The organism is Paenibacillus kyungheensis, from assembly GCF_028606985.1.
Classification (GTDB): Bacteria; Bacillota; Bacilli; order Paenibacillales; family Paenibacillaceae; genus Saccharibacillus; species Saccharibacillus kyungheensis.
Map to the genome: position 1 here is coordinate 2,920,684 of NZ_CP117416.1, position 23,453 is coordinate 2,944,136.

The 23,453-nt window shown below is 36.6% G+C and carries 20 protein-coding genes; all 20 read right to left on the bottom strand.

Annotated elements, in window-relative coordinates:
• Nucleotides 1-26 precede the first annotated feature (26 nt).
• Nucleotides 27-755: an SDR family oxidoreductase gene (locus PQ456_RS12410; RefSeq protein WP_273612565.1), complete on the bottom strand. Its 729-nt coding sequence runs from the start codon at nt 753-755 to the stop codon at nt 27-29.
• A gap of 268 nt (nt 756-1,023) precedes the next feature.
• Entirely contained in the window at nt 1,024-2,163 is a 1,140-nt protein-coding gene (locus PQ456_RS12415; protein ID WP_273612566.1) for an SLAC1 family transporter, read from the bottom strand.
• Nucleotides 2,164-2,488: 325 nt separating this feature from the next.
• Nucleotides 2,489-3,415 carry a ribose ABC transporter substrate-binding protein RbsB gene (rbsB, locus tag PQ456_RS12420; RefSeq protein ID WP_273612567.1) on the bottom strand — a complete coding sequence of 309 codons (927 nt, stop codon included), beginning with the start codon at nt 3,413-3,415 and terminating at the stop codon, nt 2,489-2,491.
• Between the two features lie 34 nt (nt 3,416-3,449).
• On the bottom strand, nt 3,450-4,418 hold the full coding sequence (gene rbsC / locus PQ456_RS12425) for a ribose ABC transporter permease RbsC (protein WP_273612568.1): 969 nt from the start codon (nt 4,416-4,418) through the stop codon (nt 3,450-3,452).
• A 1-nt stretch (nt 4,419) separates the two neighbouring features.
• Nucleotides 4,420-5,901, bottom strand: coding sequence for a sugar ABC transporter ATP-binding protein (locus tag PQ456_RS12430; protein ID WP_273612569.1), 1,482 nt, complete (start codon nt 5,899-5,901; stop codon nt 4,420-4,422).
• Between the two features lie 58 nt (nt 5,902-5,959).
• The gene (gene rbsD, locus PQ456_RS12435) at nt 5,960-6,370 is read right to left on the bottom strand and encodes a D-ribose pyranase (protein ID WP_273612570.1); all 411 of its coding nucleotides are present in this window, start codon (nt 6,368-6,370) and stop codon (nt 5,960-5,962) included.
• The gene (gene rbsK, locus PQ456_RS12440; RefSeq protein ID WP_273612571.1) at nt 6,370-7,275 is read right to left on the bottom strand and encodes a ribokinase; all 906 of its coding nucleotides are present in this window, start codon (nt 7,273-7,275) and stop codon (nt 6,370-6,372) included. Before rbsK ends, rbsD begins: the two co-directional genes overlap by 1 nt.
• A gap of 111 nt (nt 7,276-7,386) precedes the next feature.
• A complete protein-coding gene (locus PQ456_RS12445) occupies nt 7,387-8,364 on the bottom strand; it encodes a LacI family DNA-binding transcriptional regulator (RefSeq protein ID WP_273612572.1) in 978 nt (325 codons plus the stop codon).
• Between the two features lie 354 nt (nt 8,365-8,718).
• The gene (locus PQ456_RS12450) at nt 8,719-9,615 is read right to left on the bottom strand and encodes an aldo/keto reductase (RefSeq protein WP_273612573.1); all 897 of its coding nucleotides are present in this window, start codon (nt 9,613-9,615) and stop codon (nt 8,719-8,721) included.
• A 61-nt stretch (nt 9,616-9,676) separates the two neighbouring features.
• On the bottom strand, nt 9,677-10,339 hold the full coding sequence (locus tag PQ456_RS12455) for a hypothetical protein (RefSeq protein ID WP_273612574.1): 663 nt from the start codon (nt 10,337-10,339) through the stop codon (nt 9,677-9,679).
• 6 nt (nt 10,340-10,345) lie between these two features.
• A complete protein-coding gene (locus PQ456_RS12460; protein WP_273612575.1) occupies nt 10,346-10,987 on the bottom strand; it encodes a hypothetical protein in 642 nt (213 codons plus the stop codon).
• A 30-nt stretch (nt 10,988-11,017) separates the two neighbouring features.
• Nucleotides 11,018-11,632 (bottom strand): YdcF family protein, encoded by a 615-nt coding sequence (locus PQ456_RS12465; RefSeq protein WP_273612576.1) that lies wholly within the window; start codon nt 11,630-11,632, stop codon nt 11,018-11,020.
• A 65-nt stretch (nt 11,633-11,697) separates the two neighbouring features.
• A complete protein-coding gene (locus PQ456_RS12470; protein WP_273612577.1) occupies nt 11,698-11,934 on the bottom strand; it encodes a DUF3953 domain-containing protein in 237 nt (78 codons plus the stop codon).
• A gap of 150 nt (nt 11,935-12,084) precedes the next feature.
• A complete protein-coding gene (locus PQ456_RS12475; RefSeq protein ID WP_273612578.1) occupies nt 12,085-14,751 on the bottom strand; it encodes a transglutaminase-like domain-containing protein in 2,667 nt (888 codons plus the stop codon).
• 56 nt (nt 14,752-14,807) lie between these two features.
• Nucleotides 14,808-15,899, bottom strand: coding sequence for a carbohydrate-binding family 9-like protein (locus PQ456_RS12480; RefSeq protein ID WP_273612579.1), 1,092 nt, complete (start codon nt 15,897-15,899; stop codon nt 14,808-14,810).
• A gap of 240 nt (nt 15,900-16,139) precedes the next feature.
• Nucleotides 16,140-16,802: a DUF2625 family protein gene (locus PQ456_RS12485; RefSeq protein WP_273612580.1), complete on the bottom strand. Its 663-nt coding sequence runs from the start codon at nt 16,800-16,802 to the stop codon at nt 16,140-16,142.
• A 50-nt stretch (nt 16,803-16,852) separates the two neighbouring features.
• Nucleotides 16,853-17,428 carry a GNAT family N-acetyltransferase gene (locus PQ456_RS12490; protein ID WP_273612581.1) on the bottom strand — a complete coding sequence of 192 codons (576 nt, stop codon included), beginning with the start codon at nt 17,426-17,428 and terminating at the stop codon, nt 16,853-16,855.
• A 58-nt stretch (nt 17,429-17,486) separates the two neighbouring features.
• Nucleotides 17,487-17,921, bottom strand: a complete 435-nt coding sequence (locus tag PQ456_RS12495; protein ID WP_273612582.1) for a YxiJ family protein — start codon at nt 17,919-17,921, stop codon at nt 17,487-17,489.
• Between the two features lie 43 nt (nt 17,922-17,964).
• On the bottom strand, nt 17,965-18,261 hold the full coding sequence (locus PQ456_RS12500) for an MbcA/ParS/Xre antitoxin family protein (protein WP_273612583.1): 297 nt from the start codon (nt 18,259-18,261) through the stop codon (nt 17,965-17,967).
• A 457-nt stretch (nt 18,262-18,718) separates the two neighbouring features.
• Nucleotides 18,719-23,437 carry a fibronectin type III domain-containing protein gene (locus PQ456_RS12505; RefSeq protein ID WP_273612584.1) on the bottom strand — a complete coding sequence of 1,573 codons (4,719 nt, stop codon included), beginning with the start codon at nt 23,435-23,437 and terminating at the stop codon, nt 18,719-18,721.
• Nucleotides 23,438-23,453 lie beyond the last annotated feature (16 nt).

The window sequence follows — 23,453 nt, forward strand, 5'->3', positions numbered from 1 at the left end:
GTGATCTCCTTGATGTAGATTGGATATTACCAAGGAACAATTCCATTTTCATCAAAAAATTGTCCTGTTGGTCCATTTTCATCTAATGTAGCAAGTTTTACAATAATCGTAGCTGCTTGTTCTACCGAACGAGGCCCTGTATTACCATTAAAGTCAGTAGCCGTATATCCTGGATCAGCAGCATTGATTTTGAGTGCGGTATCTTTAAATTCTTTGGCAAACATCACAGTTACTGCGTTCAAACTTGCTTTGGAACTAGAATAAGCGAGTCCGTTAAACGCTGCATATTCATAATTAGGATCGCTGTTCTGAGTCAGTGAGCCCAATCCACTCGATACATTGACGATACGTCCTGCTGAAGATTTTTGTAATAAAGGCAACAATTGTTGTGTTAATTCAACGACTGCGAATACGTTAGTATCGTACACCTTGCGCATATTTTCTACTTTATATTGACTAGGTGGCGACATCTCGTCGATTGACACACCTGCATTATTTATCAATACATCTAATGATCCTGATTGTTGTTCGATCTGATGAACAGCAGATTGGATTGTTGAAGAATCAGTAACATCTAATAATACAAAATGGGCTTCTATTCCTTGTTGTAACAATTGATCTACAGCCGTCTGTCCACGAGACTCATCACGAGCTCCTATAAATACAATATACCCTTGACGACCTAATTGTTGTGCCGTCTCATAACCAATTCCTTTATTAGCTCCTGTAATTAAAACTGTTTTAGCATGACTCATGAATGTAGCCTCTTTTCTGATTTAGATTAATTGTGCTACATCTACTGTACAACTTGGAGTATACTCCAAGTCAATCATAAGATTTCAAAATGTGTAGTAGAGCGACTATCTAAAGCTCTATTAAAGGTGATTGGAAATGATTGGTATAAGTATAACATAGAAAAACATTTACACTATTTACGTTCATTCCATTTGAAATAATCACATTTTGATAAAAAATAACGAATTTTCTCAAAATTAAAGAAAATTCGTTATTTGTATATATCTATTATTTTACTTTTCGAGAATGTACATGAGGTATTCTTTGAACAGGCACTTCTGCAACTACAGGACGATGTCTATAGGCTTCGATCGATAGCACACACTGCCAGATCAATAATAATACGGTAATCCATGCTGTGATGATCACTATTCCACTCTGTAGAGCTGATGTCGATGAAGTAACAAGTGCACTTCCATTGAACATGATAAGACGCCATGTAAATAGATTGAATATTCCGAGTGTAAATATTCGACTCCACTGAGTCACATCATACGTACCGACTGCTGTTTTCCAACCATTTCGTCTGATTCTCATCACAGCACGAATCATTTCGATACATTCCACGACAAGTAAAATAGCCAATGTCACCCACCATAAGATAGATACAGCACCCAGTGTCCAGCTAGACGTTTCAATAACAGCTACACCTGTAATCGCCAATGCTCCATACATCATCACATTGTTGCTTTGTGACTGATTTGCTGTATTCCAGGCATACCGCACATAACGATAGATCATTAAGCTGGCTAACACGACATATAGAATCAATCCCCAACCAATCAGTAAACGGCAAATAATCAACATCGCTTCACTATGTCCAAAAATATCATATAACAACATCGCAATCGATTGAGTAGCTACTGTCGCCAGTAACACAATCCCATGCACATGTCGTCCACCTTGCATTCGAGCGATATCAATCATACTTTTACCAACCCAATACATAAAGAAAACCCATAATCCTATCGTCATTACTGCTAAGATCAATACGGTTTCATATACCCATGAAGATGGAAACGAAGTATAGATCGTAATCAGTAAAATCGATGTTCCTGCAATCCATGTTCCTATTGCAAATCGTCCGACCGGATCAGCCAAATGTATATTAAAAAATTCATCTTTACGAATAGAAGTAATATAACCCAGTAATAAGTAAATCCAAATAGCAATCAATATGATTACAAAGATAGAAGTCGCATAAGAATACACAGATAATCCTGTAATTTCACTCCAAGCTCCTTGTATAAAAATACCTCCGACCATCAGTATACTTCCTGCAGCAGTAGGCATATCAGACTTGCGCCTATACGTATGTGTAGTCATTAAACCTACAATGATGCAAGCGAGCATCAAAATAATCAGCATCTCTATTGATCTTCCTTTCGAGTTGTACAAAATGAAATATATTCATTAGAAAAAGTAGTTGCATTTGAGTCATATTAACTTCTGATTTCAAAATAAATAGTAGCTTTAGTATAGCATAGTATGTAATGAATGTAAGGTAATCGCTTTGTTCTTTCAGAAGCATTCTATTTTTCCAGTTGGATTTATTTGAGAACTTTACAATGTAACGATTTGCACATTTTTTGTTGATTATCTTTTTGTTTTTAAACACAAATAAAGAAGGCCAATAGTATATTGACCTTCTACATTATATGATTTAGTTTATTTTAGCTAAGTACTGCGTTTTTTATTGATCTTCTTTTGTGACTAATTTCAGAGGAGCTGGAATAGATTTCTCGACCGTTTTCCCTTGCAATACATCACGAGCAACATCGACTGCCATTTGTCCGATCAATTCAGGTTGTTGAGCGACTGTAGCCGTCAATTTGCCGTCTTTGATCGAATTCAGTGCATCCTCATTACCATCGAAGCCGATTACAGGAATGTCTTTGCCTGAACTTTGGATCGCTTCTATCGCACCGAGTGCCATTTCATCGTTATGAGCAAATACCGCTTGTACATCTGGATTCCCTTGAAGTAAATTTTCCATAACCGTTAGACCTTTGGTACGGTCAAAATCTGCTGCCTGACTAGCGACTACATCTAATTCTTTATCTGCGATATCATGGAAACCTTTACCACGTTCACGAGTAGCAGATGCACCGGGTACACCTTGTAATTCGATCACTTTAGCATCTTTGCCTAGTTGTTTGACAATATATTCAGCCGCCATTTTACCGCCTTTGACATTATCGGAAGCGACCAATGCTTTGACATCTCCTTTGTCCGCAGAACGATCTAACGTCACAACAGGAATATCTAGTGTATTTGCAGATTGAACTGCCGCCGAGATCGCTGCTGAATCAGTCGGATTGATTAACAGTGCATCTACCCCTTGCTGAATCAAATCATCGACATCATTGCTTTGTTTGGCAGAGTCATTTTGAGCATCAACAACGATCACTTGGATATTTAGCTTTTTCGCTTCTTTCAAGACTCCATCTTTAAGTGATACGAAAAATGGATTATTTAAAGTAGATACAGAGAGACCAATCTTAATCTCGCCTGCATTTGCTGATTTTTTGGATTTGGCCCATGCTGGAGGTTGAAGTGAACATCCTGCTAATAGGATCACAGTCATTATAACTGCAAGTAGCGATATACCTTTTTTCATACTGGATTCCTCTTTTCGTTTTAAAATCAATGTATTATGCAGATTTTTTACGATCAATCAATACCGCAATAACAATAACGATCCCTTTTACAACCATCTGATAGAAAGAAGATACTCCTAGCAAATTCAGACCGTTATTCAAGGTACCAATAATCAATGCGCCAATCAGTGTACCTACAATGCGTCCACGTCCACCCGAAAGACTGGTTCCGCCTAGTACGACTGCTGCAATAGCATCCAGCTCATATGATGTACCTGCTGTTGGTTGTGCAGAATTAAGACGAGATGTTAAGATTGCGCCTGCTAATGCAGATAATGCACCTGCTAAAGAGTAAATCATAATTTTAACGCGGGGTACTTTAATACCGGATACGATAGCTGCTTTTTCATTACCACCGATCGCATATGTTTTACGACCAAATGGTGTTTTGTGCAAGATCACCCATAATACGATAAATGTAATTGCCATCGTAATCGCCGGTACAGGAATCCCTAAGAAATACCCACGTCCGAATAATTGAAATGCCATACTGTCGCCAAGCCCTGTGATAGGATTACCATTGGTATATACGAGAGTCAGTCCACGGAATATGGTCATTGTCGCTAGTGTAGCGATAAATGGAGCCATTTTACCTTTGGTGATCATCAGTCCATTGACCATACCCATAACCCCACCTGCTGCACATCCGATAATAATCGCTAAGATCGGATCGACGCCTGCTAACATCAGATTCGCTACAAATGAACTGGATAATGCTAGAATCGAACCAACGGATAGATCAATACCACCTGTCAAAATAACAAAAGTCATACCAAATGCAATTAACGCATTAATCGCCACCTGGCGCAACAGATTCAAAATATTAAGCGGTTCCAAAAAGTCTGGATTCAATACCGATACAATAATGACTAGAATAATAAATCCAAGCAACGGACCGAGCTTTTGTGTTACATTCGATAATTTGAAATTTTTCTCTGGTTTTTCTTTCGTTATGGTTGTCATATTACTGTCCTCCTGTAGCTAACGTCATAATATTTTCTTGCGTAGCTTCTTGACTGGATAATTCTCCGCTAATCTTACCTTCATGGACAACTACAATACGGTCACTCATTCCAAGTACTTCTGGCAATTCAGAGGACACCATAATAATCGCTACACCACGATCGGTAAGTTCATTCATCAATTGATAAATTTCACGCTTCGCTCCTACATCTACCCCGCGTGTCGGTTCGTCCAAAATCAATACGCTTGGGCCAATACCAATCCATTTCGCAATTACGACTTTTTGCTGGTTACCACCGGAAAGGCTACGTGCAGGTGTCTCCGCAGATTGAGTTTTTACTTGCAATCGTTTGATTAATGTATCTACAAATTCAGCTTCTTTTTTACTAGAAATAAACCCTTTCGAAGAGAAACTAAATAAGTTAGGTAGCGCCATATTTTCACGAATTGAAAAATCAAGTACTAATCCTTCGTCTTTACGATCTTCGGTAATAAAACCTATACCATGCTTCACTGCATCATCAGGTCTGCGAATATTTACTTTTTTACCACGTATCCAGATTTCTCCGCTATCGAGCGTGTCTAGTCCAAACAACGTACGCATAATCTCTGTGCGTCCCGAACCCATCAATCCGGAGAAACCTACAATTTCTCCTGCATGAACCGTAAAGCTTACATTCTGGAATTGACCTTTTTTGCTGGCATTTTTCACTTCCAAAATTACTTCACCAGGCTGTGGGGTACGGGCAGGATAACGTTCTGTCAATTCACGACCTACCATTTTTTTGACTACTTCATCGAAATGAGTATGTGGAATTTCTTTGGTATCGACTGTTTTGCCATCACGCATAATTGTAATTCGATCACAAATCGCAAATATTTCTTCCATTCTGTGCGAAATGTATACAATCGACACACCTTCTTTTTTGAGCGCCATAATCACTTCAAATAATTTTTGAATTTCACGCTCGGTTAGTGCGGCAGTTGGTTCATCCATAACGATTACTTTCGCATCTGTCATTAAAGCTTTGGCGATCTCGATCATTTGCTGTTGTCCAACAGAACAATCTCCTGCTTCACCTTGCAAAGGCAAATCGACTGCTAATTTACGGAATTGCTCTTTTGCTAGCGTTTTCATTTGTTTGGTATTGAGTAAACCCCATTTGGATGTCATCTCTTTACCGATAAATAGATTTTCAAGTACGGTCATATCACGCCAGATATTAAGCTCTTGATGGATAAAAGCGATCCCTTTTTGTTCAGCCACTTTGGGATTATCAAAATAGGTCTCTTGTCCATCTATTACAATTGTGCCTTGATCGCGCTCATGCAGACCAATCAAAATATTCATTAATGTTGACTTGCCAGCTCCATTTTCACCCATCAGTGCATGAACTTCGCCTGCGCGGAGATCAAAATCGACTCCGCTCAAGACTTGGTTTGTACCGAAGGATTTGTAAATACCATTCATTTGAATCTGCATAGACAATGCCTCCTTTAAATCTGTTGTGCTATTTATGCGTCCTACTCATGCTGTTCTTTTACTGCTGTGTTGCTCCAAAATGAACACCTGCATGCAAAATGCAATTAGCATAGGGTCTGGATTCACCTGTACGAATAATTACTTTGGCTTTTTGACAGTAATGCTTGAATTCTTCATGGCTACATCTGGATAATGGGATACTTGCGAACTTATCTTGCATATATAAAAATGTATCTTCATTCTGCTGTACCATCTCTTCTGCGATTGTAATCTGTTCGATCTCCATATCTTCCGAGATCACATGAACGACATCGCGGAAGCTTGGTACTCCATACGTAAGAGCAAGATCAATTTTAGGCACTCCATCCGGTACAGGTAATCCTATATCAGCAATCACAATATAATCGGTATGTCCAAGATCAGCCAATACTTTAGCAATATGGCTATTCAAAATTCCACTTTTCTTCATTACAATTGTTCCTCTACTTCCTGACGTGTAGGCATTCCGCCTTGTGCACCAAATTTAGTGACTGAAAGAGAAGCTGCGCGATTGCCAAAACGTAGTGCATCTTGCAAAGACTGACCTTCTGCTAATGCCACCCCAAAAGCCGCATTAAACGTATCTCCTGCACCTGTTGTATCTACAGCGTCTACTTTGTACGTCGGCACAACTACTTCTTGTTGCCCATCATAATAACGAACACCTTTACTACCTTCGGTTACGAACAAACGGTTAGGATGTTGACGTAATGCTTCTTCTAATGTGAGCCCTTCAAACACGACACCTGCTTCATGTTCATTCGGTGTAATATAAGAAAGATTGTTGATCACAGTCTCATTCACATGACGAGCCGGTGCTGGATTTAACAATAAAGGCACATTAGCATCAGCGCATATTTGACTAACATAGGTTACCGTTTGTTCTGGAATTTCTTGCTGAATCATCACAATATCGGAAGCTTTAATCACATCAATCGCTTGAGCTACATATGCTGGAGTCACATGATCATTAGCTGCTTTGACGACAATAATACTATTATCTCCTTCAGCCAAAATAATATGTGCTGTACCGCTCTCCATATCTGTAACCGGTTCCACATAGTCTACATTTACATCATTATCTTTGAAGTTTTGTAAAATCGTTGTTCCCAAATGATCATCACCCACACGACCGATCATAGTCACTTCTGCTCCTAATCGTGCGGCGGCTACAGCTTGATTAGCTCCTTTTCCACCGGGAACCGTTTTGAAACTTTCTCCAAGAACGGTTTCTCCTGCACCCGGGCGCTTCTCAGAAGTAACTACTAAATCCATCGAACAACTACCAATAACACAAATTTTAGCTTTAGAAGAATGATGCTGAGATTGAGACATATTAAATTTCCACCTTTCTACTTCTTTTTATTGGGCAATCAAGACATGCTATTTTATATTTAGTATCAATTAACTGTACTTAACAATGATATCTTATACAAAAATAATAGATTACAGCTTACGTGTTGTCTCGCGTTCTATAAATTGAACAGGCATCTGAATTGTCCGTTGTTCTCCTGCTGTGCCTTCAATCAATTGAATTAATAAATCTGCCGCCGCTCTGCCCATATCATAGGCTGGTTGACGAATTGTAGATAATGCTGGTGATAACAGACTACTTAAAGGAATATCATCAAATCCGATAATCTGCACATCTTGTGGTACTTTTTTGCCCAGACGATAGGCTTCTTGTATTACTGCTGTCGCTACAATATCGTTGCTTGCAATCACACCATCTGTATCAGGATATTGTTCAAACAGCTCTTTTGCCCAGCGATCTGCATTGGTAAATGAAAAAGATGAAGTCTGTGTCGTATGATAATCGATCCCCATATCTTGTAACACTTCTATCGCTCCTTGAAAACGATCTTGCGCAGGACGAATATGAATAGGTCCTTGCATCACTGTAATATGATGGCTTCCACGCTGAATCATTTGCTGGGCTGCAAGTCGTCCACCTTCTCGACCATCTGCATACACAGCAGGACGATCACTGGATATACGATCCAAAAAGACGACCGGAATTTTGAGTGAGCGATATGAAGCTGTACCTGGATCATTGGTAGATGAGATCACACCGACAACATTGTTTTGGACAAAAGTCTGTATGTAATCTTGCTCTTTCTTCTGACTTTCGTCACTATTGCCAAAAATTAAGCGGAATCCACTTTCCTGCATCCGATCTTCTACCCCACGAGCTAATTGAGGAAAGTAAGGGTTCGTAATATCAGGTAGCAACAGACCAATTAATCTGGATTTACGTTTATATAAAGAACGTGCTACTTCATTAGGTGTATAGTTCAATTGTTGAACAGATTCTTCTACTTTACGCCGCGTATCTTCATGCACATAACCTGTTTCATTAATCACTCGTGAAACAGTAGCAACAGATACACCTGCATGGCGTGCTACATCTTTTATCGTTGTCATTTTCTTTTCACCTCGATGTGTAACCGGTTACAGGTATAAATTATCATATGTTTTTCATTTTGACAACTATTATTTTAGATTTTATATGTTGATGGGGATAATGAAGTCACCTCTTCCTTTTTACATCTTGGATTTAGATACCTTAGAAGTATGGATGATATGTGTAGTAGCAAAGTATATTTTTTGTTTTATTATTATGAATTTTTCATATGATGAAATTTAGTAAAATAGAGTTGATAAAGGCTATATTGTACCGACCGTATCGCACAAAAAAGCTACCTTCTATAATTTCTAAGAAGATAGCTCCTATTTATGATGAAAATAGATGTGTTTATTATATCAATCGAATCTATATTACGTTTGTCCTACCCATTCTGGTTCCGCAATTTCTTGCCAGCGACTGCGTATTGCTTCGAAATGTTCTTTGGATAGTGCTCCTTCTTTTAATAAAGCAGCATTTTCGGTCCAACGACTTGGCTTTGTTGTTCCAACAATCGCTGTATCTATTCCTTCAATACTCAATGTAAAACGTAGTGCACGCTCGATACTTTTTTGTACTTCTTCATCTTGCAAAAATCCATAATTCAGATCACGCAATCGATTCCAATATACAAACGGATATTCTTGCGCACCGACCGTTTCAAATGTCCATGCAGCATTAGCAATAGGACGCTTGGCAACAATACCCATTCCTTGCTTGCGTGCTTCTGGAATAGTAAGAGCGATCGCTTCTTGGTCAGCAATATTGACAGATGTTTCAAGACTATCAAATACGCCTGTATTGATAGCATACAGTGCATTAGTATGATCACCACTATAACCGATATAGCGCGTTTTGCCTGCTTGTTTGGCACGTTGTAGCACTTCAATCACTTCTCCACGACGAAGTACTTCTTCAGAGCAACTATGTAAATGAATGACATCTACATAATCTGTTTTGAGTCGCTTCAGACTGCGATCAATACTTTGCTCTAACATTACAGGGTCCCAGTCTGGTGCATCAAAATCTGCGGCATGACCACATTTAGTAAATAAATAATAATCATCCCGACGATGAGACAGTGTATTTCCAATTAGTTCTTCACTTTTTCCATAACATTCAGCAGTATCAATTACATTTAAGCCAGCATCTAATGCGCTATTCAGTAATTGTTTAACATCACTTTCGCTGACTCCACTGCCTATTTCAGAACCACCAAATCCCAGTACACTGACTTCCATATCTGTTTTACCATATTTACGCTTCTCCATGATTGTAGCCTCCCTGGTCATCTTGATTCGCTAATTTATTACCCTTCAGCTGTAAGCGTAATCACTTTATTGGAAAATATTGATTTGGATGATCCCAAGGAGGTTGATCCCAGACTACTTTTCGTGCAAATACAGTGTGATCTATTCTAGTTTCAGTATAAAACGTAGATTGTGGAGGTTGTATATTATCTGTATTCAATTGATTCGGTATAATAGCTGCATCAAATGACCAGTAATTACTTTGAATTTGCTTACTGATCAGTGCTTCCCAAGGTTGTCCATCTGTCGCTTCGTCCGTAAAGTATATAGCGGTCTCACTAAAATGTTTATGAAAAAGACATATAACGTCCCAAATTAACGGTTGCCATTCTTTTTTTAAATGAGCATTTATATAATCATCTATAATATGATCACTCTCAAAAAATAAAGCAAGTTCAACGACATTCTTTTGAAGCTCTGTAAAAATATACGGTGTTAATCCTATCAAAGCAGGTCGGATGCTTACCAATATATTATTTTTTAAAAGAGAAGTACGTTCTGCATTACAACCTGTATACATAAAAAAATTATCAGATAGCTCCCATTCAATCGTACCAAAATACGTTTGTAGATAACTATGTTCAAATCCATATTCAGATAAACATCGTATAAAACGATCTCTGACCTCTTTAAAGTCTGTTTCAGCACATTCTATATACAGTTGAACTTGAGAGTATTCAGGCATAATTGTTCATAACTCCAGATCAAATTCATCATCTTCTAAACGTTCTGGACTGATCCAGCTCATTTTTTGAAGATTCAGTATCTCTTTAAATTGATCCACCAAATCGTGCATAAAATCTAACTGATCTAGATGCTTTTGAGTCATAATCTGCTTTAATTGCTCAATCTGTTCTGGACTCACTTCAAATAGAGTAAATTGCTCTACATGACAATTTTGAAATAGCTGTTGGAGTTGTTCTTGATATGCCGGGTTCTGATGTAATTCAGTCAGCAATTGTGAACGAACTCCTTCAAAATCAGGATTAGTATATAACAGCTCTACCGGATCTTCTTTAGGGTAACGATCCAGTGCCATTTGATGCAAAGATATTTCTTCTAATTCGTAATTATAATCAAAGTGAGCTTTTGATATGCCGTTCGATATAATTTCATAACTCCAGCCATGATCTTCTGCATGATCAAAATGGAGCACAGGTACCGTATTGGAAATCTGATAAATAGAGTCAGGAACTTTTTTCTTAAAACTGGTATCTTTCATAAAAAACAAAGTCCAATGTTCATTAAGATGACCTGTAAAAAGAGGATTAAAATCTTCCAATAACTCACTATGTTTGCGCTGAATCAAATGTCCAATCGTATATTCACTCATTAGGCAACTCCTTATTGTATTAGAACTTTTTTATGGAAGCTGTAACATGGCTTTGATCATGGCTAGGTATTCACGCAACATATTTTGAGGCAATAAATACCCTAGTGATGGGCTTGCTATACCATGCACTTTGAAGCCAAGTGTAGAAGCAATCATTTCTGCACGATACAGATGATAATTGCTCGTTACGATCATAATCGAAGGTTGATGGATACCTCGTGCTTGCAAAATATCTTGAGAAAACTTCAAATTTTCAAAAGTGCTGGTCGAACGATTTTCTTGAATAATACGAGTCTGATCAATGCCTTGACGAACCAGATAGCGACTCATTGCTTCCGCTTCTGTAATATCTTCCCCCGGGCCTTGACCACCGGATACGATAACAGACATATGAGGGTGTTGCTTCAGATAAATAATCCCTGTATCGACTCGCTGTTGCAAAATAATCGATAACTGTGAACCTTTCAGCCCTGAACCCAAAATAATTATATAATCTACATGAGAAGCTTGCGTATCATTGATTTTAAAACCAGATATGATCATAGATTCAATAATTGCAAATGAAAGCACAACTACAAAAATTACTGTAACGATCATTCTTTTGAATATGTCGTGACTGCCTATTTTTCTCAAACGTGTTAACATGATTGTTCTCCTTATGTACAAGCGAATTGCTATTGAACCGATGATCTACTCTATTTTTTAGTTTTTTAAATTCCTACTGCAAAAGCAATCAAAATAAGTATGGCTGTTACCCAATACATATAGGCTAAAGATTTTCGTTGTTCTTTAAAAAGAGATATCCCTGCAGAAATCATCATTAATCCAAGAAACAAATAAGTATAGCCAGTATATTTTTTTGTGACAAATTCCCAAATAGAAAGACCAATAACTAATACTACCAAAACAATAGTAATGATTTTAAAAGATAATTTATTACGTAACATCATATCCCTCCTTTCTTTTTTAAAATTATAACATCATTACAGATGGTTGCGAAATGTATGCTAAATGTACAGCACATCAAAACCATCAAAAAGACTCCACTGCTACTTGAGCAACAGTGAAGTCTTTGACAAAGCAATTCTTGTAATTGTTTAGTTCTTTTCTTGATGTATATCTATGTTCATACCATTTACAATACGTAATAATTCTTTCCCTGTACCTAACTTGTAGCCTTGCAAGCAGTACCGAACTCGGTGTTGTGTATCTACAACGATCACAACAGGTAGCTGATCTCCTCCTAATGAGGTGAGGCAATCTGACCATTGTTCTAAGAATTGGTAATTTGAATCGATTGCAATCTGAGACTGAGCTGGCAAAGGATCTAAAATAACTGCTCCATATTCTTGCTCATCTGCAATCAATAAATGAATATCACCCGCCCATATTTCCAGTTCTGCTCGCAGTTCTGCCAATTCACGTAATAAATGCTTGGTCGGTTCACGTTCAGGCTCTAGCCATGCTAGAATATAACCTTCTTTTCTATCCTCTTTTTCATCGTTTGGTTGCAACGAATAAATATGATGTTGTAAAGGTTCTGGCAATGTTTCCAAAAGAACAGGTATCTGTTGCTGTTCTGTGCGGAATACTAACTCTACTTCTATTTGCTGATCAGGTTGTACGTTAAAGTAAGTAAAGGTACCTAACACACTTCCATCTTCAAGACGTGTTCCTGTTGTCAAACGATAATTCCCTGCTAATACATTATACGGTTGCTGGTACACCTCTTTTTCGCCATAAGGAATATCCAATGTGCGATAAATACCATTTTCAAAAATAGCGACCGTAAAATTATGCTGATATTCTGCAACCACTTCTACATCATCTGAAGCACGTACAAATTGTATTTGACCCGTAGCTGAAGCCAATACACTATCCTCAACAAATGTAGATTGCTCTTGCTTCCATTGAACTGAATGCCATGTACCTTGTAACTGATATTGGGGAATAGCATTTAACGGTTCTAAACGCGCCGCAATACCAAGACTACGTGCAGCCGCTACAAAAGCAATATCACGACTTACCGAATCAGTAACTCCTAATTGATGAGCAGCCGCAGGTGTTGCCATTCCTGTATAACGATCTATATGATTATTAACTGCGATCTCTTGTTCCAGTACAGTAGCTAATAGCATAGGATCAGAGCGGAATGCATGTTGTTGCTCTGTATTCCATTGATCAGCGAAATAGTTACGATACGGTGTAAGCATTTCAAAATGAACTCGTGGACATAGAACGTATTGATCCCAATCACTTGAATAGATATGAGATGCTTCGTCTAATGATATAACACCTTGCAGATGATCGTGTAATACCGGTCGAAACGTATCTGTTAGATCTTTAGGACGTAACGATTCTAATAAACGCAATCCTAATGCAAGTTCAGCCAGAGTACATTCGCCAAGAAAAGCGGCAATCTCCTCTCCGTTTCCTTTCGCTGTTTGCAGTATATTCCACAACCGATCTGTCGGTAACTGCCATTCTTCTGCATATTGACGCGCTTGTTCTTGATCTATAAATGTGTGTTCAAAAGCAGTCCGAATCGCTGTGCCTGCTTTGATTCTTTGTATATGTTGATGAGCAGTAGATTCGTCCACTTTCGCTCCACTATCAATAACAGGAGCAACAGGTGGAGTCATTTTCCATTCTTCTCTTACAACCGTTGGACTTGTATTAGTGGTAGTGTGTTCTGCATATACAGGAATGTTATACCTTTTTAATACTAATGTTAGTTCAGATGATGTATTCGTATTTAGAAAAGCTGTTCCCCATACAGAAGATGTATACGCATGAATAAACAAGTCACCATATCCTGTTGTTAACGAAGCATGTCCTTGATCATCGGTCATTAACGAAGTCAAAGGATAAAATTCAGCCGAGTTGTACAATTGAAATTGAACTTCAGCTACTACAGGCTTTCCTGCTTCATCGGTTACATGAATATGAATCGTTTTGACATCTGCATAATGAGCCAACAAATTAATTTCGGTATACCATGGATGTGTGGTTGTTACTTCTTCAGGACCATTATAATCTGCAAATACACGTGTGTGTACTAACATTGCACGCTTAGCAGGTAAGCGAAACCACCCTTCGTCAAGTACAGGTTCCGGTTCACATGCTCCTAAAAAGTGCCATTCTCCATCTGCCCATGCTTCTACCCATGCATGATTAGAATCGCAATGTGCCCAGCGCGGTGTGTAACATTGACGAGCAGGAATTCCAATACTACGCAGTGCAGTTACAGTCAATGTCGATTGCTCCCCGCAACGTCCGAGTGCAGTCCTCATGATTGTAAGCGGAGAAACAGTACGTATATCTGTTCCAATATAAGTTGCACGCTCATGACACCAATAATTCGTTTCCAATATAGCATCCGTCATAGATAAATGCTGTACCCGCTCTGCCAATTCCTCGTAGATCACTGATCGACTGTGATCGATATTCTCATTATTTACTCGATAAGGCAAAACATAATTTACAAAGATTTCATCAGGAATACGTGCGCCCCAAGGCATATCTGCTTGTACTTGTAGCACTTGCCGAATATGGTTTAGAAAAAAAGCACCATCATAATCAGCTAGATCATGTAATGGCATATACGCATATAGAAATTGAAGTAACTGCTTTTCCTGCTCTGAAAGGTCTTGTTCAAATACAGCAAATAATGATTCCTCGCGTCCTTGAGCTTGTTCTTTTTTCCAAGCAAACTTTTCTTCGATTACATCCATATTGAGTCCATAAGCTGTATTGACTGTCATGAATATACCTCCCGATCCATAATGACCATTGCACCATTATGATTGTAGTATTTTCCTTAATTAGCAATATTCATTCCCAATACTAAACAAGCTTCTTGCCATACCCATCCATCTTGCCGAATACAGAGACGAGTCTGCTCATCCGGTATTTTAATAGAAATCTGAAACATACTACTTGTCGTCTCCAATTGAAGTTGTTCTATATCTGCAATATTTTGAATGTCTTCGGGTAAAGTGTGATAGATCGTTGCCAGTTGATCACAATACTGTTGATGTTCACTTGCATACTGACGCTGACGATAATAGAGCTGTCGTAATAACCATTTGTATTGTTCAACCGTAGTCAGATGCAGTTGGTGTTCGGTATGATTGATGTTCTGCTCATCTGTAAAGATTACATATCCCCATAGCTCAGGATAGTGCATATTTACAATTCCCATTGGACTCCATACCCAGTTGTCTTCTGGAAAAGAACGACCTGTCGCTGGATCAATCCTTTTGACATATTGATCATCTATAATATCTACTTGCCATTGTACACGTGAGAAATTAACACGCCAGTGCTCACCAGCTAGCGGAGCACGTTTATGTAGCGAACACTCTTTCAAAATCGACCATGGCATGGCAATCTCTACACTCCATTTACGATTGGTAGCTAGCGGATTGTTCAACTCTCCATCAATATACACGGCTGTTCGTAGTCCGCTCATATCCCATCCATTTATTGCAGGGCCTTCATCTCGATACGGCTTCACCAGTAATAAATCCCAGACTGTATTAAGCGTATTGATTTCAAACTCATAATACTGATGCGTATCTCCGTCAGGATCGATAAAAACTTCAAAATCATTATCATAAAAAATAACAGAATCTCGCTCTGTCTGTGTTGCCCATATTTCATTGTCTTCTAATTCTGCACCTATATAAAAATAATCATCATCCCAAAGCATTTTAACACGTGTTTGCTTGGAAGGTAATGGCTTCAAATCACCTTCAATATCGACAAATGAATCTGTCCAACTGGTTTGCTCCCAAAAAGGCTGGTCTAATTTCCCACTCCAGTCGCTTTGTCCTTCTGCTCGTTTACATACATAATGTTTGGGTTGGTATTGAATATGAGGTTCAGGAACCGCAGATAGCTTATGCACGATGTCATCTCCTTTGTTTGTCAGCAATTCTTACATTTATTCTAAAGTAGATTATAATGTTCGTAAATATGGCATTTATACACTTCAATATATGTCGTATTTGTCTTTATCATCACTAAAATAGTACAAAACAGCGTTATTTGTACAGATAATAGTCAATGATGCTTACAAACAATAGCAAAAAAACTCCGGTATACGTGGATAGCGTATACTGGAGCTTTATGCTTGTGTTGCTTTATTTTATTGAGAAGGACTGATATGCATATTCCAAAACTCGGCGATCGGAACAGCTTTTTTACTACTTTGATCAGACGATCCTTCTTGCGTCCAAAGAGGTGGATAAAAATGAATCGCACAATCAGGCGCTAAGTTCGAGATATCTTCTTGCCAACCGTTCCAGCGCATCGTTTCATAAAATTGAGATAATCGTCCAGAAGCTAACCAGATCACAAATTCAGAATAAGATAACTCGGTATCTTCCCACTCTAATGTATCTGGAGCAAAATAATAGATGGTAGGCTCTTCACCCAACCCTCCACCATTTAAAGCGAAAAATCCTCCTACCACATCGTAAGCTACTACTAAGGCTTTGGCGATCGGTTGTATTGTATTAGACTGTTCGGCTTGAGATTGTCCATTCCATGATAACAAATCTCCATAAATTCGTTCGTTACCTGAACCTAATAGCTTAATCCAACCCTGATCAAATAAAATGCCGCCAGTTTCATATGCAATACAACCAAGATACGATTTCGTTGTAATTTGCATCTGCAACAATGTCGATTGTGCTTGTAGATCTTGTTTGGGCAAAATAGTATACGGCGTTTCGCCTTGATTCAAAACATCCTGTATTTCTTGCCAAGCATGTTCCTGTGTATTGACCAATTGTTCAATTGATTTCATATTGAGCTTCCTCTCTATTGTCAAAGTGTAGTCATTATGTAGATTGGATTTTAATATTCAATTCCGCGTACTTTTGCAAAAATCATAGTGCTAACCCATTGACCATCATTCATTTTATGATTTCGCAAAGTTCCTTCCAATGTAAAACCTGTACGTATAGCAACTTGAGAACTACTGGTATTACGATCATCGCAACGAATTTCAATACGATTAGCTTGTAAATGATCTATAGCAAATTGAGCAATTCCGGTTACTGCTTCTGTCATATAACCTTTACCTGTACAGCTAGTTCTCAACCAGTATCCAATTTCAAATTTTCGCGCATCCCAATCGATCTGATGCAGTCCACTACTCCCAATAAAATCACCTGTATGTTTATCTGTAATATAGAGAATCATATCTGTACGAGCCAAAAAATTCAAACGATGTTGTCGTGCATTGCTCTCCGATTCTTCTAATGTTGGTAGCGTTTTGGCAAAAGGTAACCATGGTTTTAGCTCAGCGATACTCTCATGGATGGCTTCATTAACCTGTATCCCATCTCCCCATTGAGGTGCACGAATACATAAGCGTTCTGTCTCAAAGCTTTCAGGAAAATCTATTAAAATAGGTGAAATAGATGTCATCGTTATTCTCCTTTAAAGTCATTGATGTTTATATTTGTCTCAACTATCTTCCTGTTGTCTAATTTTTGGGATTCCTATATTTTTCAGCTAAACTTTGCTCATAAGTATCAATAACCTGCAAAGCAACTGTACGTAATTCATTCATATAATTCAACTGATTGTTCAGTTTAGGATAATCACTTAAGTCGTATTTCTCAAGAAATTGGTATTTAGGAAACCACTCAAAAAAGCTTTTAGACAACCATTTTTTCATATGATAGCGATTTTCTGCATCCTGTATTTTCTTTTCTATTGTCTTATACTCACATGTAGGTTCGATATAGGCAGTATATGTGCTAAGATCAGCATTGATTACTTCATTGCGAGCATATCTTTTAAATTCATCTTCAAATTCTTCAAGTATTTCAGTAGTCCAACGACTAGAAACATCAGCATTGATTATATTTTGATAATACTTATCAATTTGTTCTAACTTTACTAATAATTCTTTCAAATAGACACCCTTTCGTATATTGCGTATTATTTTATTTTTTTAACTAATTAGGCATGCGCATGATGGCTGCTCTAAGTGCATTGGTTCCTTGTTCAGTTTGCAAATAAGACAGCGGTGTTTGATGATCTAACGCTGGGATAGTCCGTTCAATCCATTGGAATGTATATTCACCTAACTTAGCAAGTAGTACGATTTGAATGTCTTTTGGAATAGTAGTCTGGCTCATTTTTGTTTTTAATAAAGGATCGATAGGATCGTATAGCTCTTGATGAATATCGACAAATTTTTGCCAACTGTCTTTATTGTATTTTTCACCATAAATATCGTATATATCAGACATATCTGTTCTCCTTACAAAGTAAAATATATAACATACCAAAATACACTAAGCATGTATACTTAGTGTATTAAGAATGATAAGTAATAACAAGTTCTCTAAAATTCAAATACAGACATTCTACCATCTATCATAATCGTTTATCCTATAATATACCCTGCCGCTTCCGAAGCTAAAAAGACCATTTTGTTCATCAACATCATATCATTATACTTAGCAAAAATATGATCATTACTATTAAAACTATTAAAGAAAACACATTTTTTCTTTTCTCAATTTCAATTCCATATTTTCAAACTGCTACTGCTTAACCTGTTATAAAAAGGATCAATTCATTAGAAAATGCTATATTTAATTTCTATCTAATTGCTGATTTACTTTCTGTATAGATAATATTTTGCTATGCTACTCATTTTAACAGCATACTTTATTCCAAATCTAAATATTTGTTAAATAGTAATTATTTGCTTTCGATCATTCGATATAACAACATGGCCGCTTCTGCACGAGTTAGATTATTTTTAGGCTGAAAAGAATGATTGGGATAACCTAAAATAATCCCTTTTTGATATCCTTTTTGTATAGAGCCCGTAGCCCATTTTGAGATATAAGCAGCATCACTAAATTCAAATTGGTCTACATCAATAGAGTCTTCGATATTGCCTATGACAGCATTAACAATCATCTTAGAAGCTTGTTCTCGATTAACAGTTAGCGTAGGTGCAAACACCTTTTTACTAAATCCTTTGACATAATTATAATGAATAGCTTCTTTTAATTCTGGAATATACCATGCGCTCCAATCAATATCATCAAATACTATTTTTTTAGTTGTATTGATTGAAGACGTTTCTTTGTTAATATATTTTTGTCCTCTGACAATTAAAGCCATAAATTCAGCACGAGTCACTTCTCTTTCAGGTTCAAAATGAGTTTTACTAACTCCTTCTATTATTCCCATCTGATGTAATTCCTGAATTTGAGATTTACTAAATATAGAATCAATATCTTCAAATTCTTGATCATTATTTGTTGATAAATAATCATTTTTCTCAGGAACTGCAACTATTTCATCAAGAAGATCGGTTTGTTGAAGTTCTTTTTCATTTGTACTCTCAATAATCTTCTTATTTTTTTCTTTTTCTTTTTTAGTTCGAATAGTTATTGAAATAGGTGTTGATGCTTGTTTTTTACTATTTTCTGACCAGATTTTAAAAACATACGATTGATCTGCTTTCAATGTATCTTGTGTAAATGTATCTGTTAATCCTCGAAATACTATTTTATTATTGAGTTCAATAACTAAATGTTCTTTGACTAAAAAATGTTCTATTTTTAGAGTAACAGTTGATCTAGTAGCATCTGAATCAATAACTTTAAACTGATTAGAAGGAAGTGTTTCAAAAGAAAGAACATCTAATTTTTTGCCTTTGCCAGCAGTATTTAGAGGCACAATATACCAACCTTCATATGAAGTTGCTGAAGATAATTTATCAAGATGGGCAGTATTCTGAGTTGTTTCATATACTAAATGATCAGTATTATCATATAACTGATATTGGTCTGCGCCCTTAATGATATTCCATTTTAGATCGACAGAATCAACAGTAATATTAGAAATTCGAACTTTATTTGTATCTTGTGTAGTGCTTTCTGGTAAAGTACGATAAGTAAATTTATTCAATGAACTTGTTCCATTTTGGTTAGTTGCTGATATATAGAAATTATAAATTTCACCAGCGTTTAAATTCGTTATTACAGCTTGCTCTTCAGCAGTAGTTTTAATTTCTTTTTTATTCTCATCATAAATTGTATACGTATCCACATTATCAAGTTGATTCCAATGGAACGATAGACTTTGATCGGTTACATCAGTTAGTTTTACATCACTAGGAGCAGAAGGGCTAGTTAATAATGTTCCTATTAATGGTTGTGTCCAGCCTGCTGAATTGCCTGATGTAATAGAATAATTATAATAAGTAGATCCTGTTAAAGACGGAATCTGAAAATCGCCCTCTGGAATAATATATTCTTTTCCATCAATTTCGAGTCGATATTTAGTTGCTCCTTCAATCGGCTTTATTTCGATCACTGCATTACTTTCTGTTATGTCTTTAATAATTACACTCTCATTAAACATACTCTCAGGAAGAGTGGTTATTAATATTTCTTTAGAAGAACCATATCCGCTTGTATTATAGGGTGTAATCGTAGCACGGTATGTGAATCCAGGCTCTAGCCCTTTAACCTCAAAGTTAGTTAAATCATCTGAGATATTGTATTCTCCCACATTTTCTATCACAATACGATAACCAGTTGCTCCTCTTACGGCTTGCCAGTTTAAAGCGACTGAATGTGAATGAGCATCAACTTGTTCTAGTCTGCCTACAACTGAAGGCAACGTCCAAATATTACTCAAATACGAAAAGTTACTCCAACCTGTTGTATTTCCAGCTGCAATAGCATAATTAAAAGCACTTCCCGAACTTAAGCCACTATCTATAAACCGTTGATAAGGACCTTGATAAATATACGTCTCGCTTCTTTTTAAAGAATAATATGTATCTTCTTGAACCGATGACGTAGTATAGGTAGATTTAGCTACTGTATTCCAATCAAGTAAAATACTATTCTCTGTCATTTGTAAAAATCTAAAACCTGTAGGTGCACTAGGTAGAGATAGATAAGATACATGATAAGGAAGTCCATTACCAGATGGATTGATAGCTGTTACAACTATAGTATAGAAAGTATACGGTTTTAATCCAGAGATTTGCTGATATACATTTCCTGTAACTGTAGTATCCACATCTACTTGTTGATTATTTGCATTAATAGCTTGAATCTGATAAGCAGAAGCAGATTGTACTGGCGATATAGTCAATAGTGCTTTGTCATAATCTCTTTCTAGTCTTTCTACTAAAACATGAGTAGGAGCTTCAGGTAAAGTATACCCACTTATCGATTTACTTTTTTCACTCGATCCTACATGATTTTGTACTTGAATAGTATAGTGGTATATTTCTCCACCTTTTAAGTCTTTATCAATAATAGAGTTTTCTGGATATTCTACTTGAAAAGTTTTTCCAGTTTCTTGATTACGAATATAATAAGTATATCCGTCTGTAATAGAAGCACCAGTTGATAATTCCCAATTCAGTTGAATTTCTTCTGAAGAAATCCCTTTTACTTTTAAATTAGGTATTTCTGGTTGTCTCTGTAACTGATATTTTTTGGATGTAAATAATTGTTTATTACCCGCTTGATCTACTGCCATCGCATGCAAATACCATTCTCCCTCTTCCGTAATTGTTAGAGGTTGTTGATCTTTTTCGGCGATATTCCAATTTTCTGGATTATTTTCTGTTTGAGTGAGTTTATAATATAGTTTGTTTTTGTCCAAACCTGAATCTAAATCCTGATATGAAATAAGAATAGTAATAGGCTGATCTGTCCATGTAGATCCATTTACATCCACTTGGATTTGTGGTTTGACTTGATCGATATGTTGAACTTCGATTGATTGTAAATGATCATTACCTGCTTTGTCTGTAACTTTAAACGTATATTGGCCATTCGTATGTACAGTATACTCTGCATCTGTATTATGTACTCTTGTACCATCAGGTAAAGTAACAAAATCAATTCCAGATTCTTTATCACTTGTTGTAATTTTAAATGTAAGTTCTTGTTGAGGTACATCTGAATAAAATATATCGATAGTGGGCTGTTGTGTATCGATTGTAGAAATAATAATATTCTGTTCTGTTACGTTCCCTGCAATATCAATAGCTTTAAACAAATAAGTACCATTCTCTTCGATTATCGTTTCTGCTTGATTAGATCGTATGATTGATCCATCAGGAAGCACAATTTCTTTTACACCTGTGTCATTATCTTCTGCATAGATTTGAATAGTAATAGATTTAGCATACGATTTAGAATAAGTGATGTTTATAGTAGGTGGAGTTTCATCTAAATTTGAAATGTTTTTGGTTTGTGTTGTTGTTAAACCCATTTGATCAGTTGCTATAAATGTATATCTCCCATTGATTTTAGTATCAAACGTAGCAGTATCTGAATTAACTATAGATCCATTAGGTAAAGTAATACTTTTGATTCCAGAAGATGCATCAGTGGCTTTTGCAGTCAAGCGTAATGTAGATGAATCTATTTTTTGTTCCGTAATTGTTAGATCAGGCTGAATGCGATCAATTTTGATAGTACGCTCTACTTCTTGGCTAATATTTCCTACATTATCTATCGTTCTAGCATGAATAATAGTTATTCCTTCATTAGAAATAGTTGCACCATTTCCGTTTTGCCATGATGTAGAAGTCGCTCCAGATAAATAATATTCTGTTCGATTTATTCCTGATTGTGAATCGGTACCAGATCTAATATCTATATTCACATTGTTTGAATACCACTGATCTCCACCTCCATTTAAAATAGGTGATGTTGGAGGAGTATTATCTACAAAGCTAGTAACTGTAACGTGTTCACTCTGTAATCCATTCATATCTACTGCATAGGTTTCAATTGTATGTTGTCCATCAGGAGCTAAAAAAGGATTTTTATATTCAATGTATTCTTTATTATCTATTCGATACATATATCTTGCGATACCACTAGCATCATTACTTCCATCTATATTAATTAAAGCTGAAGTTGTCCAAGTAGAAGGTACACCATTAATAACAGGCTTTGTTGGAGCAGTTATATCTTCATAAAAAACTTCATACTTTAGCTCACTATCCCCAGTTTTCGCTGATCCGTTTAAATCTACTAACATAGTTATTGCCTCATAAGCTTTATTAACTCCAGTATCAGGGATTGGCACATCTATGTATCCATTATAAGCTCCTATTACTTTTGTATCAAAAAAAATAGTGCTATCCAGTTTAGCATAGATACGATTAGCAAGTGTAGGTGCACCTGAAGGTAAACGATAATGAAGCCGAATCATATAATCTTTACTTCCATCATAGATTTTTTTCTTGAAACCAACTGAAAATCCATAGTCTTCAATTTTATGAGTTGTTGTTTTATAAGTTTGCGAACCCGAATCTATTACTACTGAAGCAGCTTGTACCTCATTTATTAATATGCCTCTATAAGGAAATAGTAATGTAGTAATAGTAAATACAAAAAGTAACAATAAAACTCTTATTTTCATAATATAATCCACTTCT